This is a genomic window from Pseudoalteromonas sp. R3, assembly GCF_004014715.1.
GTDB lineage: Bacteria > Pseudomonadota > Gammaproteobacteria > Enterobacterales > Alteromonadaceae > Pseudoalteromonas.
Genome location: NZ_CP034835.1, coordinates 3,774,403 through 3,789,627, shown reverse-complemented (window position 1 = coordinate 3,789,627; position 15,225 = coordinate 3,774,403). Strand labels below are relative to the sequence as shown.

Below are 15,225 nucleotides of genomic sequence, written 5' to 3'. Positions count from 1 at the left end.
GAATTAAAGTAGACGAAAGAATTTAATACGCTTTTCCAGATTTTAGTGAGACGTTGATAAACGTCTTGCATACAGAATTTCCTGGTGAAAATAGCATTTTGGAACCACCTGACCCCATGCCGAACTCAGTAGTGAAACGAAATAGCGCCGATGATAGTGTGGGGTTTCCCATGTGAAAGTAGGACATCGCCAGGGCCTTATAAGTAGGTCGATGAAAGACATTCATCCATGAATATCATCGACATTAGTACTTCCATGTACGTCAAACCCGTTGCAGCAATGCAGCGGGTTTTTTGCTATGTGTGATTAAGAAAGTGCTGATGAGCTGTAGCTGTAGATAGAATAGCATCGCCTATTCATCCATGAAGCTGGGTCCCATCGCGCATCTCGATAATTGCTCCTGCATTATTCTACTTCCCCACATCCATGTGGGTCCTTGCGCTCATCTCAATGGGCTGCGAAGCGTTGCTTCGGTCGCAATTCACCCATGAATCTCATCGACATTCGTACTTCCATGTACATCAAACCCGTTGCAGCAATGCAGCGGTTTTTTTGTTATGTGTGATTTAAAAAGCTGTAAATGCTGTAGCTGCTGGAAATTCACACGCTCGTATGACAAATACGCCGGAACAAACGTACTCAGCACCGAGAGAAAGGTTTAAACAGATCCCGCATCGAGTGCGGGATGACAACGGAGTTGTTGGAGGTGTGATAGAGCTGGGTAAACCTGGCGCCGCAGCTGTAAAGCCACACTTTGCGTGTAGCAACTACGTCGGCTCAACCATACTCCTTGCTTTCGAATATGGTGTATAGAGCGATTTCTGACGCAGTGTCATGTATTTCTCCATTCATACAAGCCAACACGATCGTCATCCCGCACTTAAAGCCACACTTTGCGTGTAGCAACCACGTCGGCTCAAACATACTCCTTGCTCTCATGATGTACAGAGCGATTTCTGACGAAGTATCATGTATTTCTCCATTCATACAAGCCCACACTAGCGTCATCCCGCACTTGATGCGGGATCTTCTAACAGGCCACACCGTGAGCATGAGTTGCACTATGACCTGGCAATCATTATCAGATTTTAAATAATAGATGCCCTTTCCGAGAGAGCCGGGTCTTTGCCATAGGCAATTTAAAAAAGCTGTAGTTCGAGCACCTTTTCTTCCGCGAAACTGATGTGACTGTCAATAGGTCAGTACTCACTAAAAGAGTGCATTTCATCTAGCACAAAGGTCGAGCCAAAAGCTCGACTTTACACTTGTTATCAACTTAACTCTTTAATCGCTTCACTAAGCCCGTCTAGGGTCAGTGGAAACATACGGCCAGCCATCAGCTCATCGATCAGGCCAATAGACTGGTAGTAGGGCCAGTGGGCTTTCGGCTGAGGGTTAAGCCAGGCAACTTTATCAAAATGCTGGGTGAGTCTTTGTAACCATACTGAACCGGCCTCCTGATTCCAGTGCTCAACACTGCCACCGGGGTAGGCTATTTCATAGGGGCCCATAGTGGCATCACCAACGAAGATAAGCCGATAATCCCGGCCAAAGCGGTTGATCAGCTGATGGGTATCGAGCAGGGTATTATCCAGCCTGTCGTTATCTTGCCAGACATGTTCGTACACACAGTTATGGAAGTAGAAAAACTCAAGGTGTTTAAACTCGCTGTGTGCAGCGCTGAATAGTTGTTCACAGATCTGGATGTGATCGTCCATCGAGCCGCCAATATCGAACAGCATAATGACGTTGACAGCATTATGCCGCTCAGGGGCCATTTTCACATCCAGCATACCGCCTTGCTTAGCGGTAGCACGTATGGTCTCATTCAGATCGAGTTGATCGCTGGCGCCGCTGCGGGCAAATTTACGTAACTGCTTAAGTGCCAGCTTAATAGTTCGGTTACTGATGTCACTGTCGGCATCGAGGTTGCGATACTGACGTTTATCCCAGACCTTGACCGCTCGGCGGTGGCGACTGCCGTCCTGGCCAATTCTCACACCCTCCGGGTTATAACCATATGCCCCAAAAGGAGAGGTACCGCCAGTCCCTACCCATTTGTTGCCACCGGCATGGCGTTTTTGCTGTTCTGCAAGCCTTTGTTTTAAGGTATCCAGTAACTTGTCGAGCCCGCCGAGTGCTTTGAGTTTGGCTTTTTCTTCTTCACTCAGGTGCTTTTCAAACTCTTTGCGTAACCAGTCCTGCGGCAGGGCGTTTTGCTGCAACTGGCTGAACAGATCTAAAGACTCAACTCCTTCAAAGTAATCGGCAAATGCACGGTCAAACTTATCGAACTGGGTTTCGTCTTTGACAAAGATGGTTTTGGCCAGATGATAAAACCCGTCGATGTCGGCAAAACACACGCCTTTATCGAGTGCATTGAGGCAGTCCAGCAACTCCCGCAGGCTGGCTTTCACCCCATAGCGTCTGAGCGTGAATAAAAAGTCGATCAACATGATCAGCGCTTACCTAAAAAAGCCAGCTTCTCAAGCAAGGTCACATCCTGCTCATTTTTCAGCAGTGCGCCAAACATGGGCATTAATCCACCTTTGTGGCTGCGGTCTTGTAGTGTTTCGGGGTCAATGTCTTCTGCCAGTAGCAGCTTAAGCCAGTCGAGCAGCTCACTGGTGCTGGGCTTTTTCTTCAACCCGGCCACGCTGCGCAGTTCAAAAAACACTTCCAGTGCTTGTTTTACTAAGCGGGGCTTAATTGCCGGGAAGTGGACATCGATGATCGCCTGCATCTCTTCTTTGTCCGGGAAGTCGATATAGTGGAAGAAGCAACGACGCAAAAATGCATCGGGGAGTTCTTTTTCGTTGTTGGAAGTGATGATCACAATAGGGCGAACTTGCGCTTTAACCTGCTCACCGGTTTCGTACACATGAAACTCCATGCGGTCTAACTCAAGCAGCAGATCGTTGGGGAACTCAATGTCTGCCTTATCGATTTCATCGATCAGCAGAACGGGGCGTTTTGCCTGAGTAAAGGCCTGCCATAGCTTGCCCTTAATGATGTAGTTGCCAATATCGTGCACCCGGCATCGCCCAGCTGGCTGTCGCGCAGACGCGATACCGCATCGTACTCGTACAATCCTTGCTGCGCTTTGGTGGTCGATTTGATGTGCCACTGAATAAGCTCTGTATCCAGGCTTTTTGCCAGTTCTTCGGCCAGCAGGGTTTTGCCTGTGCCAGGCTCCCCTTTGATCAGTAATGGCTTTTCCAGGATTACGGCTGCATTCACAGCTTGTTGCAGTGCAGTGCTGGCAATATATGACTCGGTACCTTTGAACATAAACTTCTTAACTCTGGTCTGATGAGTGATAGTATCCCAGTGTGCCACAGCGCGTAAGGGCAGTGCAAATGCTCATCATTCGGCGACACCCAGGTACGCAAACCGTGGGCGCTGCTGGCCATCTACTTCAACCGTTTCACAGAACATGCTAAGTGGCCTGACCCAATGATCAAAGTTGCCATAGAGCGTTTGGTATACCACCATGGCTTCTTCTGTTTCACTGTGCGTGGCAACAAACAGCACCTGATATTTCGGGCCTTTGTAATGTTGATAAATACCGGGTTTGAGTTCTTTGTTCACGGTCATTGCTCCAATTAGGTATAATGTCAGGGTTTTAATTAATAGGTATCAGACATGAATTATATTGCGCTCGATGCGTTCAAGAAAGCCTGGGTGTTCCGCCACCAGGATTTGCCCATTGATGAGGCCGATCTGGCTCGGATCAAGCCGATGACAGAGCAACGTGCGGCGGTGCTGTGGACCACTATGGTTAGTCGAGAGCAGGATCACCCCGACTTTTTTACGCCCCATGACTGGCCAGGAAAAGAAGAAAACTGGCAGGAAAGCCTGGACTGGGAAGGGCCATGGGAAGCCGGTGAAGCAACCCTGCCAAACACCATTTGTGACTTTCTTAACTGGGAAGATAACACCACAGTGTACTTTTGTATGTCGCGGGAGTTGATCATTGAAACTCAGTTCGATGTGTTTAAGCGTACCTGGCAGAATTTTATGTTTTTGGCCGATGGCAGCCTGTTACTGGGTAAGAAGCGTGATACGGCAGTGATGTTCAGCGAATCCGGAGAAGCCAGACTCGGTAAACGACCTAAAAACGTTTAGGGCTTTGGCTACCCACCGCCGGTGGCTTTCATATTCGTGCGCTATATTTAACGGTGTGGTCGTGATATAACCTCTGTGTAAAGGAGGCATTTTGAACAATCAAGGTCACACTAAGCAACAAAGCACGATATGGCAGGATGAAGCAACCCGGCTGGCCTATGCAGAGCTGGCTAATGTGTTCTATGCACGTGAAATCCCCAGCTTGTCTGCTGAGCCCGATCTGGACCGTCTGCAAAGGCGGCTAAGTAGCCTGCCTTATTATGTTGAGCGAGCTGCGACGCATATTGTGCTCGGTGAAGTTCCCCTCGAACTTGATAGCCACAACGGCTGCTGGCTGGCCAAACAACGTAAATGCCCCCAGTGGCACTGTGATGAAGCCAAAACCTTTTATACCGCACATGCCTCTGTTGGTTTGGTAGTGCCTGTTATGGTCATCGACGCTGGTGTTACTTGCGTGTACTTAGATACGCTGGATCAGACTCGCGATGGGCTATGCCATTGTAACCAGTTTGGCTGGTTTGACTGCTCGGGTAATGCATTTGGTGAAGATGGACAGTTAGACTTACCAGCAACGCGCTATTTACTCAAACCAAGTAAAGCGTTAATGACCGCTGCCTGTTGTGGTCACCGCTGGCAATATCATAAAATACTACCGCCCAGAACACTGGGTTTACGAGAAATGTTACTTGCCAGCAGTGTGAACTGGGCAAACGTAAGAAAAAAACAACAACGCAAGTAGTGCACATTGCCAGGTGCAATGCATGATCCTGTAAAGCAATTAAGGTAGCTCGAATGCGATATTTCCAACTTGCATTGCTATGTCTGTGTGCATATACCCAATACAACCTGTGGTTTGGGCACAATGGTCTTGAAGACTTCAGGCGTATCAAAACAGCCGTAGACAAGCATCAGGCTGCCAATGCCGATCTGGCTAAACGCAATAAATTACTCAAAGCGGATATTGAAGATCTGAAGCTTGGGCTCGAAGGGGTAGAAGAGCGTGCTCGCCACGAGCTGGGTATGATCAAACCCAACGAAACCTTTATCCGCGTACTGTCAAAGAAGCACGATGAATAAATCAACTACAATTGCAGCTGTCGTTCCTGCTGCTGGCGTTGGGGCCAGAATGGGACTGAACCATCCTAAGCAATACCTTAAAATTGGCGACAAAACTGTGCTTGAGCACACGCTCACTAAACTGGCTACATTGCCACAGCTAAACCAAATTTACGTGGCAATAAGCGAAACCGACGGTTATTTTAGCGAGTTGTCACTCAGTGGACTGAACGTCAGACGGGTTAATGGTGGTAAAGAGCGTGCCGACTCTGTTCTGAATGTCTTGCTGGCCATGCAGGACACGCCACCGGACTGGGTGCTGGTCCATGATGCGGCCAGACCTTTGGTTGAAGTGAGCGATATCACTAATCTGATGGAGCAATGCTTAACGCATCAGGAAGGCGGTATTTTGGCGAGTAAAGTTAAAGATACCATTAAGCGCGGCACCAGTCACAGCGAAGAAACTGTGCCACGAGAGACCTTATGGCAGGCGCTCACACCCCAGTTTTTTCCATATCAGCAGCTGCTCAATGCGTTGCAGCAGGCACTGCAAAACCAAGTTCAAATCACCGATGAAGCGTCGGCCATCGAGCATGCTGGGCTGCCAGTTCGATTAGTCAGTGGCCGCTCAGACAACATTAAAATTACCACACCGGAAGACTATGCGCTTGCCAGTTTTCTGATGTCACAACAAAGTAAAGAGAGGTCACTATGATTCGCATAGGTCACGGGTTTGATGTTCATAAGTTTGGTGGCGAAGGCCCGCTGACTATTTGTGGTGAGAAGATCCCTTACACACAAGGCTTTATTGCACACTCCGACGGTGATGTTGCTATCCATGCTGTGTGTGATGCTTTGCTCGGTGCACTGGCACTGGGCGATATTGGAAAGCATTTTCCGGATACAGCGGCTGAATTTGAAAATATCGACAGCCGTATCCTGCTGCGTAGGGTCATGGAGCAGGTCAGCGACTTAGGCTATCAGCTCGGTAATCTGGATGTCACCATAGTGGCCCAGGCACCAAAAATGCGCCCGCATATCGATGCCATGCGCGCTAATCTGGCGGCGGATTGCAACGCCGACATTGGCCTGGTTAATGTCAAAGCAACGACCACTGAAAAGTTGGGCTTTGAAGGAAGAAAAGAAGGCATTTCCAGTCATGCTGTGGTGCTACTGACGAAGGTGGCTTAGTGTGAAAACCTGTGTATCTGAGCTCAATTACTTGTATGGTAAACCACAAGCGCGTGCTGAATTTAAATCTCAGCCTGAAGACTTTATGGTTGATGAAATCCTCGACATTGAATTTACCGGGGAAGGGGAGCATGTTTGCCTGCAGATAGTTAAAAAAGGTGAGAACACCGCCTTTATTGCTCGCAAACTGGCTGAATTTGCCGGTGTCGCGCCAAGAGATGTCAGCTACGGTGGACTCAAAGATCGCCATGGTGTCTGTACTCAGTGGTTTAGCGTACCGGTGCCAATCAAGCAGTCACTGGATTTCAGTAAGCTCAACTGTGACAGTCTGTTTGTGCTTAAGCAAGTTCGTCATAACCGAAAGTTACGCACCGGATGTCACAAAGGTAATCGTTTTACCATCACGCTACGTAATGTCAGTGAACCACTGGATCTGTTGTCACGCGTTAACGCGGTGCGTCAGGGCGTGCCCAACTATTTTGGTGAGCAACGCTTTGGTCATGATGGGTATAACCTGGAAATGGCGCAAAGACTGTTTGAAGGAGAGCGGATCCGTGATAAAAAATTACGAGGTCTGGTGATCTCTGCGGCGCGCTCACATATTTTTAATCAGCTGGTCTCTCGGCGGGTTGCTGAGCATGGCCTGGCAAAAACCTGGCATCGTGAAGTGTTTATGCTCAGTGGCAGCAACGCGTTTTTTGAAGAAGACATCAGTGATGAGCTGATAGTTCGGCTGCTTGAAGAGGATATCGTGTTGTCTGCTCCTTTGCTGGGTAAAGGCGAAAAAGGCCTTACCGCACTAGAGGTAGAGTGGCTCAAACCCTTTGCCGACTGGTGGCAGGGACTAGGCTCCTTAGGGCTTAAAAACGAGCGCAGGGCACTTCGGGTGATACCCGGAAATCTGCTGGTAAAGTCCCTGGAGGCAACAACAATTCAGCTTAGTTTTGATTTACCTAAAGGGTGTTATGCCACCGCGATACTGCGTGAGCTGGTGCATCATGAAGATGTCAGCCATCGCAACTACGATAAAAAAGGAAACAACCAAGATGAAGATACTGCTCAGTAACGACGATGGGGTACATGCAAAAGGCATTGAAGTACTCTACAAAGCTTTGTGCGAAATCGCAGAGGTTGTGGTCATTGCGCCCGACCGCAATTGCAGTGGTGCAAGTAATTCTCTGACACTGATAAACCCATTGCGGGCAACAACACTGGATAATGGCTTTGTGAGTGTCAACGGAACACCCACCGACTGTGTGCATCTGGGGGTGAATCAGCTGCTCGATGAAGCGCCGGATCTGGTAGTGGCTGGTATCAATAACGGCGCCAACCTGGGCGACGATACGCTTTATTCGGGCACCGTTGCCGCCGCCACCGAGGGGCGTCATCTTGGCTTACCTGCCATTGCTGTATCACTTTGCTCAAAACGTGAAGCACACTATGAAACTGCGGCGGCTGTTACAGTTAAACTTATCAAAGCACTAAAAAGCCATCCGCTACCCAAAGATCAGATCATCAATATCAATGTGCCAGACATTCCCCTGTCCGACCTAAAAGGCATGCTGGTGACTCGCTTAGGGGCCAGGCATAAAGCCGAAACGATGACTCGGCAGCTGGATCCCTGGAACAGAGACGTTTATTGGTATGGGTCACTGGGTCAGGAGTTGGATGCCGGAGAAGGCACCGATTTTTATGCAGTTAAACAAGGTTATGCAGCCATAACACCACTTAAAGTTGATATGACAGCACATGAAAGCCTGGATTCGCTGTCAAGCTGGATTGCTGCTCAGGAGTAAGTACGTTGCTCAAAAACTATAAACGCAGCGCAGAGGCATTGGTTGCAACACTGGCGCGCCATGGTATTAACGACCCTGAGGTGCTGAATTGCCTGGAGATCACACCCCGACATTTGTTTGTTGACACTGTGTTGCAGCATAAGTCATATGAAAATACGGCGCTGCCGATTGGGCAAGGGCAAACGATTTCTCAGCCTTTGGTCGTTGCGCGAATGACCGAGCTGTTGCGCCAGGCGGGAGTTGCTAAAAAAGTGCTGGAGGTTGGCACTGGCTCTGGATATCAGACGGCCGTGCTGGCTCAGCTGTTTGACGAGGTGTACAGCATTGAGCGGATCAAAGCACTACAATGGCAGGCAAAGCGCCGCTTACATATGCTGGATCTGTATAATGTGGCAATGAAGCATGGTGATGGCTGGCAGGGCTGGGCTTCGAAAGGGCCCTATGAGGGCATCATAGTCACCGCAGCAGCGGCGCAAGTACCTCAGGCGCTGCTTGAGCAACTGTGCGATGGTGGGGTGATGGTGATCCCTGTTGGTGAGCAACATCAGGTTCTTACTATGTACCAAAGACAAGGTCAGCAATTCATTGAAAATAAACTGGCAGAGGTACGTTTCGTTCCTTTAATTCCGGGCGCACTGAGCTAGACTTGACAAAAAAAGCGAGAAAATCCAGTTGAGTATGCTAAAGTGGATGGTCGAATTAACAAGCGGAAAGTAATCAAGGCATGAATCGGACGCGCATCAATACTCTTTTGCTGTTGTGCTATTTTCTGGCCGCATGTACTACGCCACATTCCCCCGCTCCGGTTGTTAATCTCTCCAAAGGTAAGACCAGCTATAAACAAAAAATTCAAATAAAAAATAATCAATATAAGGTTAAAAAAGGTGACACTTTGTTTGCTATTGCTTTTAGTGCAAATAAGGATGTTAGAACTGTTGCCAAAATCAATAAAATTAAGCCTCCCTACACGATTTTCCCTGGTCAGATCATCTCCTTAGACTATCCAAAAAAGACGAATAAAACGTCTAAAAAGCAATCAGCAAAAACCGTAAATTTAACCGATAAAAAACAAAAAAATAACATTTCACCGAAAAAAGAGCTTGATCGTCCCAAGCAACGAGAGTATGTTCAAAAGCAAGCCAGCGAAAAATCCAGTCATACCAAACAGTTGTCAAATAATAAGGTACGATGGCGCTGGCCCGCAGTTGGTAAGGTGACCCGACGCTTTTCTGTCAAAGAAAACGGCTATAAGGGAATTCAGATTTCAAATAAAAAGGGAACATCTGTTAAGGCTGCGGCAAATGGTGTTGTTGTATATGCAGGGAGTGCGTTACGGGGATACGGTAATTTAATCATACTTAAACACACAGATGATTATCTTAGCGCGTACGCCCACAATTCCAAATTGCTAGTAAGAGAGCAGCAGCAAGTTAAAGCTGGGCAAAAAATTGCCGAAATGGGAGATACAGACGCATCATCTGTTGCGTTGCGGTTTGAGATCCGTTACCGCGGACAAGCCGTAAATCCCGGTAGGTTCTTGCCTAAAAATTAGCCTATCGACGTAATGATGGAAAACTGTCACTTATTCGCTTGGGGGATGCTTATGGCTCAAACAGCAAAATTGAATAGTAAAGTAAATCCAGAATTGGACGAGAAGTTTGAAGATGTTTCAGTCGAGGAGCCCAAAACGGAGCTGCTTGAAGATATCGAAAATGATGAAGAACTTTTCGCCAAGGACGACAGCGTTAAGAATTTAGATGCAACCCAATTGTATTTGGGAGAGATTGGCTTTTCGCCGCTGCTGAGTGCTGAAGAAGAAGTGTACTTCGCGCGTAAGGCGTTGAAAGGCTGTGAGGCGTCTCGTAAACGTATGATCGAAAGTAACCTGCGACTGGTAGTAAAAATTGCGCGGCGTTACAACAATCGGGGACTGGCGTTACTTGACCTGATTGAAGAAGGAAACTTAGGCCTGATCCGAGCCGTTGAGAAGTTCGATCCGGAACGAGGTTTTCGCTTTTCTACCTATGCGACCTGGTGGATCCGTCAGACCATTGAGCGGGCCATTATGAACCAGACTCGCACCATTCGCTTACCTATCCATGTGGTCAAAGAGCTCAATGTGTACCTCCGTACAGCACGTGAACTGACTCAAAAGCTGGATCATGAACCGACTGCGGAGGAAATCGCAGAGTCACTCGACAGACCGGTTGAAGATGTCAGTAAGATGTTGCGTCTGAACGAGAAAATTACGTCCGTAGACACGCCTATCGGCGGGGATAATGACAAAGCGTTATTAGACATTATTGCTGACGAGCGTGGTTACGAGCCGGAAAGCGAAGTTCAGAACAAAGACATTAACCGCCATATCGTTGACTGGCTGGGTGAATTGAACCCGAAACAAAGAGAAGTGCTTGCACGTCGTTTTGGTCTGTTAGGGTATGAACCATCGACTTTGGAAGATGTGGGTCGCGAGATCGGACTAACCCGTGAACGTGTTCGCCAAATTCAGGTTGAAGCACTGCGTCGTCTAAAAGACATCTTACAACATGAGGGCTTGAGCACAGACAGCTTGTTTGAACAAATGTAAGTGGAGTAGCAGCGCATGTTACCTTTTCTCCTATATTCCAAGCGCTGAATAGCCACGTTATCGTTGAGTCATTCCGTAGTTTGAATGACTCTCGAATATCCCCCAAAATACATGCATCGACTTTCCTTTGTACTTTCTTGCCCAGTTAGACGATAAATACTCATTTAGAAGTGCATTGTTATATCACGCGAATTAAGTGCTCAGGCTGAGCAATTACGTTATTCACAACCTCCAATATATGGCTCTGCACATCACTTCTCCATGTGCTTTGATAGACCGCAGAACTAGCCATTCATAAATTCATCTCTCAGCCCTGTAAAGCCCGTCATCCCGATCCCTGAGCTGGGAACAATTGCAAATACAACACACCTACCACAGAGAGTAACGAGAGGTGTTTAGCATCTGAGTAACGCCATCTTACGCAGTCGCCAGTGAGTAGATCCCGTGTCGAGCACGGGATGACTGGGAGGGGGCATAGGACAACGGAGCTGGCTTTTAGATGACGGAGTGCATGATGTATTCAATTATTCCGCACTCAAAACCCTGTCATCCCGGCCCCCGAGCCGGGAACCATCCAAATACAACACACCTACCACAGATGGAAACGGGAGGCGTTTTACTCCTGAGTGCTCCACTTTATGCAGCGGCCGGCAACTAGATCCCATGTCGAGCCCGAAATGACTGGATAAGCACATCAAGCGACATAGCGGGCGCTTTAACAATTTCCAATAAAAAAGGGCCAAACCCTAAGGTTTAGCCCTCATTAAAAAGCCTGGGGAAAGTGCTTATTGTGCTTTTGCGTTTAATGTTACGCCAGAGAAAGTTCTGTAAGCGTTAAGACCGAAGTACCAGGTACCTGCTTGTGGGTTAGTGAAAGTACAAGTCTCTGCATTACCACCTTTATAAGGACGGCAATCGTAGCTAGAGCTGGTAGGTGCACTACCTTGCTTAACGAACAGGTCAGCGTCGCCAGTACCACCAGAGATAGTTACTGTCAGGCTGCTCATACCCGCAGGTACGTTTAGTGATTTCTGGATCCAGTTGCCAGTACTTGCAGACAGGTTAGACTCAGTTAACTCAACCGGGCCCGTTGAACCGCCAGCAGTTTCAGCTTTCAGGCTAACACCGCTGTATGCAGAGTAACCGCGCATCATAACGTGGTAAGTACCAGTCGACGGGTTATCAATTGTACATACTTCGTTGTTACCACCTTCGTATGGACGACAGTCGTAAGCTGACTGAGTCGGCTTAGCATTTGCGCGTACGTACAGGTCAGCATCACCAGTACCACCACTCATAGTGAAGGTTACTTTGCTTACGCCACTGCCTACCTCAAAGGTGTAGAAAGTTTCGCTGCCCGTGCCGCCAGAAAGGCTAGTCTTAGCTACGCCATCTTCCAGCTCGTTACCGCCAGTGCCGCCCAGTGCTGCATCTACGGCTGCTGATGCATCAATGATACCTGTACCACAGCTAGTACATGTTGCAGGGAAGCTACGTGTCGTGCTCTTCAGGATGCTCTCTACTTCATCAGGCGTTGCAGAAGGTTTCGCTTGCTTGATAAGTGCCGCTACACCTGCAACGTGAGGTGCCGCCATTGACGTACCTTGTGAGTATGAATAGCTGTCGCTTGAAGGTGTGTTGCTGCCTGAATTATAAGTAGACAGAATACCTTCTGGGTCATTCGCAAAGCTTTGCGCACCACCTGGTGCTGCAACGTCGATGTTTGAACCGTAGTTAGAGTAGTAAGCACGACCACCGTTACGGCCTACAGACGCAACGTTGATGATGCCTGAACAGTTACCTGGGTTGTAGTTTGCAGAGTTATCGTTGTCGTTACCAGCTGCAATAACAATGGTTGTACCGTTAGCACGCGCTGTGTTGATCGCGTTTTGAGTCGTAGAGCTACATGCACCACTGCCACCTAAGCTCATATTAATAACGTCAGCTGGATTAGAGTTAGCAGGCACACCTGATACTGAACCACCTGAAGCCCAGATGATAGCGTCAGCGATATCTGAAGTCAGACCACCACACTTACCAAGTACACGTACAGGTACAACTTTTGCGTCGTAAGCAACACCGGCAACACCTTCACCGTTGTTAGAAACTGCAGCAACCGTACCTGCTACGTGTGTACCGTGCCAGCTTGAGCTGCGTGCGCTGTGCGTGTAACCACACTCGTTTGCGGATACCGCATCACCCGGGTCACGTGCGTCGCTGTCACGACCGCCGCCATCGTTGGCAACAGACAGATCAGAGATCATGTCGTAACCTGGTAGAATGTTTGCGTTCAGGTCAGCGTGTGGACGGTAACCAGTATCAAGAACAGCAACAACTACGCCGTTACCCGTAGCTTTGTCCCATGCTGCTGGTGCGTTGATACCGCCAGCTGCTTCAAAGTAATGCCACTGATCAGAATAACGCGGATCGTTAGGCGTCGCGAAAGGCTGTAACATTTGGTCAATTTCAATGTACTCAATGTTGCCAGTAGCAGACATTTCCATCATCAGGCTTTGTGCTTCAGCTGCACTCAGCTTTTGATCAACACGCATAACGTGGTGGTTGCTTAGCGCCATCTTGCGAACGTACTTAGTTTTCAGTGAAGATTTTTTCTTGCTTTTGAAGTTCTTCACGAAACTTTGTGCACGCGAGTTCATCATAGCTGGTGACATGTCGGCACCAGAAATAGACATAAGCTGATTGCTGTTATCTTTATATTTAATGATGAACTGGGTACCGGCAGTGTTCTGGCTTTGCATTTTCTGGCTCAGTTGAGCAATGTTTGCGTTATTATTGAATGCTTCAACGTTGTTAGCCATTGCATTAGAAGCGGCGAACATGCCTGACATCGCTAGCGCGACAGCGCCGATTTTTAAGTTGCGTGTTGTCATTATTATGATTCCTAGTTTCTTACTTGTTGTTGTTGTTCTGTTTGCGTGTGCAAGCAGATGGTTATCGAAGGTAAAGAACTGGTTAAACTATTTAAAGTGCTGTTTTGTTATTTACACTATTGTTTTTGTTATAAGCGGATGGCTAAATAGTTCAATTATGACAATAATTCTTTGTTTTTATTGCATAATTATTATTTGTTACAGTATGAAGTATGAATTAGTTAGTATTGTAAACGATTGTAAATGGTTAATATTTTATTACTAGTTGTGATAAAATTATGTGCCTTTGTTTGCTAAATAATCGCATTACTCCACCTCCAGGGCATAAGTTGATACAATAAGCGCATAACTTTTTCAGGACACAATATACAATGTTGAACTTTGATGTGGTGATCATCGGCGCGGGCGCGGCTGGCCTGATGTGCGCGGCACAGGCTGGGTATCGGGGGCGCAGTGTCGCGGTGGTCGATATGGGTAAAAAAGCTGGTCGAAAAATACTCATTAGTGGTGGTGGTCGTTGCAATTTTACCAATGAAGGTGCTACGCCACAGAACTATTTATGCGCCAATCCCCATTTTGTGAAGTCCTGCCTGAGCCGTTACACCCAGCACGACTTTATTGAGCTGGTGGACCGCCACGGGCTGGCTTATCACCATAAAACCCTGGGTCAGCTGTTTTGTGATAACAGCGCTCAGGATATCGTCGACATTCTGTTAACCGAATGCGACTGGGCCGGGGTTGAGGTATTTCTGCGTAACGAAGTCATTAAAGTTGAACGCACCGAAGCCGGCGGATATATCGTCACCACCTCTGAGCAGGTGTTTAGTTGTGAATCTCTGGTGGTGGCCGCAGGAGGCCTCACTATGCCCAAACTGGGCGCCACCCCCATTGGCTATAAAATTGCCGAGCAGTTTGGCCTGAAAGTACTGCCGACTATGGCAGCGCTGGTGCCCTTTACTTTGCACGACCACGATAAAGCCCGCTTTGATGGCCTGGCGGGTGTAAGCTTACCCTGCACTGCACAAAGCGAAGATGGCACCCGCTTCAAAGAGAACCTGCTGTTTACCCACCGTGGCCTGTCTGGCCCGCGATTTTGCAGATCTCCTCCTTCTGGCGCGCCGGACAGGGTGTGATTGTTAACCTGCTGCCAGAGACGGATATGCATGCTCAGTTGCACGACTGGCGCCAGGAGCAGGGTAATAAATCTCTGAAAAACCTGCTTAGTACAATATTACCTAAACGCTTTGTTGAGGTATTAATCAACGAGCAAACCGTACCGGAAAAAAATGCCAACCAGCTCAGTCACAGCGAAATCGACACGCTGGCCCACGCCCTACACCACTGGCACATTAAACCCAATGGCACAGAGGGTTACCGCACCGCCGAAGTCACCCTGGGCGGCGTCGACACCGACGAACTCAGCTCCAAAACCTTCGAAGCCAAAAAAGCCCCGGGCCTGTACTTTATCGGCGAAGTCACCGACGTCACCGGCTGGCTCGGCGGCTACAACTTCCAATACGCCTGGAGCTGCGGCTGGGCATGCGGACAGGCGTGTTAGGTGGAGTGTAATAATAAA

At 48.2% G+C, this 15,225-nt stretch carries 13 protein-coding genes, 1 rRNA gene and 2 pseudogenes; 12 read left to right on the top strand and 4 right to left on the bottom strand.

The features are described 5' to 3' along the window. Positions 1 to 80: 80 nt before the first annotated feature. Positions 81 to 195 (top strand): 5S ribosomal RNA (rrf, locus tag ELR70_RS21695). 1,076 nt (positions 196 to 1,271) lie between these two features. Here rrf and ELR70_RS21685 read toward each other — a convergent pair. The 3 genes and pseudogenes from ELR70_RS21685 to ELR70_RS21675 form a co-directional block, all read right to left on the bottom strand. Beyond that, a complete protein-coding gene (locus tag ELR70_RS21685) occupies positions 1,272 to 2,456 on the bottom strand; it encodes a VWA domain-containing protein (protein WP_054016049.1) in 1,185 nt (394 codons plus the stop codon). A gap of 2 nt (positions 2,457 to 2,458) precedes the next feature. Beyond that, positions 2,459 to 3,291, bottom strand: a pseudogene (locus ELR70_RS21680) (MoxR family ATPase). Between the two features lie 75 nt (positions 3,292 to 3,366). Next, complete coding sequence (locus ELR70_RS21675; RefSeq protein WP_054016047.1) at positions 3,367 to 3,597, bottom strand: DUF1653 domain-containing protein; 231 nt, start codon at positions 3,595 to 3,597, stop codon at positions 3,367 to 3,369. Between the two features lie 48 nt (positions 3,598 to 3,645). On the opposite strand from ELR70_RS21675, the gene ELR70_RS21670 reads away from it, so the two are divergent. From ELR70_RS21670 to rpoS, 10 genes are all read left to right on the top strand, one after another. After that, on the top strand, positions 3,646 to 4,128 hold the full coding sequence (locus ELR70_RS21670) for a DUF2947 domain-containing protein (protein ID WP_054016046.1): 483 nt from the start codon (positions 3,646 to 3,648) through the stop codon (positions 4,126 to 4,128). Positions 4,129 to 4,219: 91 nt separating this feature from the next. Next, positions 4,220 to 4,867, top strand: a complete 648-nt coding sequence (locus ELR70_RS21665; RefSeq protein ID WP_054016045.1) for a hypothetical protein — start codon at positions 4,220 to 4,222, stop codon at positions 4,865 to 4,867. Between the two features lie 53 nt (positions 4,868 to 4,920). Beyond that, positions 4,921 to 5,205 (top strand): cell division protein FtsB, encoded by a 285-nt coding sequence (gene ftsB, locus ELR70_RS21660; RefSeq protein WP_054016044.1) that lies wholly within the window; start codon positions 4,921 to 4,923, stop codon positions 5,203 to 5,205. Beyond that, a complete protein-coding gene (gene ispD, locus ELR70_RS21655; protein ID WP_054016043.1) occupies positions 5,198 to 5,899 on the top strand; it encodes a 2-C-methyl-D-erythritol 4-phosphate cytidylyltransferase in 702 nt (233 codons plus the stop codon). The genes ftsB and ispD overlap by 8 nt, the downstream gene beginning before the upstream one ends. Then, the gene (ispF, locus tag ELR70_RS21650) at positions 5,896 to 6,375 is read left to right on the top strand and encodes a 2-C-methyl-D-erythritol 2,4-cyclodiphosphate synthase (protein WP_054016042.1); all 480 of its coding nucleotides are present in this window, start codon (positions 5,896 to 5,898) and stop codon (positions 6,373 to 6,375) included. The genes ispD and ispF overlap by 4 nt, the downstream gene beginning before the upstream one ends. Before the next feature lies 1 nt (position 6,376). Next, positions 6,377 to 7,441 (top strand): tRNA pseudouridine(13) synthase TruD, encoded by a 1,065-nt coding sequence (locus ELR70_RS21645; RefSeq protein WP_054016041.1) that lies wholly within the window; start codon positions 6,377 to 6,379, stop codon positions 7,439 to 7,441. Beyond that, positions 7,422 to 8,171, top strand: coding sequence for a 5'/3'-nucleotidase SurE (gene surE / locus ELR70_RS21640; protein WP_054016040.1), 750 nt, complete (start codon positions 7,422 to 7,424; stop codon positions 8,169 to 8,171). Before ELR70_RS21645 ends, surE begins: the two co-directional genes overlap by 20 nt. Before the next feature lie 5 nt (positions 8,172 to 8,176). Further along, positions 8,177 to 8,815, top strand: a complete 639-nt coding sequence (locus ELR70_RS21635) for a protein-L-isoaspartate(D-aspartate) O-methyltransferase (protein WP_054016039.1) — start codon at positions 8,177 to 8,179, stop codon at positions 8,813 to 8,815. 80 nt (positions 8,816 to 8,895) lie between these two features. Continuing rightward, on the top strand, positions 8,896 to 9,723 hold the full coding sequence (locus ELR70_RS21630; RefSeq protein WP_054016038.1) for a peptidoglycan DD-metalloendopeptidase family protein: 828 nt from the start codon (positions 8,896 to 8,898) through the stop codon (positions 9,721 to 9,723). A gap of 51 nt (positions 9,724 to 9,774) precedes the next feature. Next, positions 9,775 to 10,758 (top strand): RNA polymerase sigma factor RpoS, encoded by a 984-nt coding sequence (gene rpoS / locus ELR70_RS21625; RefSeq protein WP_054016062.1) that lies wholly within the window; start codon positions 9,775 to 9,777, stop codon positions 10,756 to 10,758. 785 nt (positions 10,759 to 11,543) lie between these two features. Here rpoS and ELR70_RS21620 read toward each other — a convergent pair. Next, on the bottom strand, positions 11,544 to 13,649 hold the full coding sequence (locus ELR70_RS21620; protein WP_054016037.1) for a S8 family peptidase: 2,106 nt from the start codon (positions 13,647 to 13,649) through the stop codon (positions 11,544 to 11,546). Between the two features lie 371 nt (positions 13,650 to 14,020). Here ELR70_RS21620 and ELR70_RS21615 point away from each other — a divergent pair. Beyond that, positions 14,021 to 15,207, top strand: a pseudogene (locus ELR70_RS21615) (NAD(P)/FAD-dependent oxidoreductase). The last annotated feature ends 18 nt before the right edge of the window (positions 15,208 to 15,225 follow it).

What these genes read in the sequence shown, in the direction of transcription:
- ELR70_RS21685 (WP_054016049.1), bottom strand. Translation starts at nt 2,456, where the DNA reads ATGTTGATCGACTTTTTATTCACGCTCAGACGCTATGGGGTGAAAGCC.
- ELR70_RS21675 (WP_054016047.1), bottom strand. Translation starts at nt 3,597, where the DNA reads ATGACCGTGAACAAAGAACTCAAACCCGGTATTTATCAACATTACAAA.
- ELR70_RS21670 (WP_054016046.1), top strand. Translation starts at nt 3,646, where the DNA reads ATGAATTATATTGCGCTCGATGCGTTCAAGAAAGCCTGGGTGTTCCGC.
- ftsB (WP_054016044.1), top strand. Translation starts at nt 4,921, where the DNA reads ATGCGATATTTCCAACTTGCATTGCTATGTCTGTGTGCATATACCCAA.
- ispD (WP_054016043.1), top strand. Translation starts at nt 5,198, where the DNA reads ATGAATAAATCAACTACAATTGCAGCTGTCGTTCCTGCTGCTGGCGTT.
- ispF (WP_054016042.1), top strand. Translation starts at nt 5,896, where the DNA reads ATGATTCGCATAGGTCACGGGTTTGATGTTCATAAGTTTGGTGGCGAA.
- surE (WP_054016040.1), top strand. Translation starts at nt 7,422, where the DNA reads ATGAAGATACTGCTCAGTAACGACGATGGGGTACATGCAAAAGGCATT.
- ELR70_RS21630 (WP_054016038.1), top strand. Translation starts at nt 8,896, where the DNA reads ATGAATCGGACGCGCATCAATACTCTTTTGCTGTTGTGCTATTTTCTG.
- rpoS (WP_054016062.1), top strand. Translation starts at nt 9,775, where the DNA reads ATGGCTCAAACAGCAAAATTGAATAGTAAAGTAAATCCAGAATTGGAC.
- ELR70_RS21620 (WP_054016037.1), bottom strand. Translation starts at nt 13,649, where the DNA reads ATGACAACACGCAACTTAAAAATCGGCGCTGTCGCGCTAGCGATGTCA.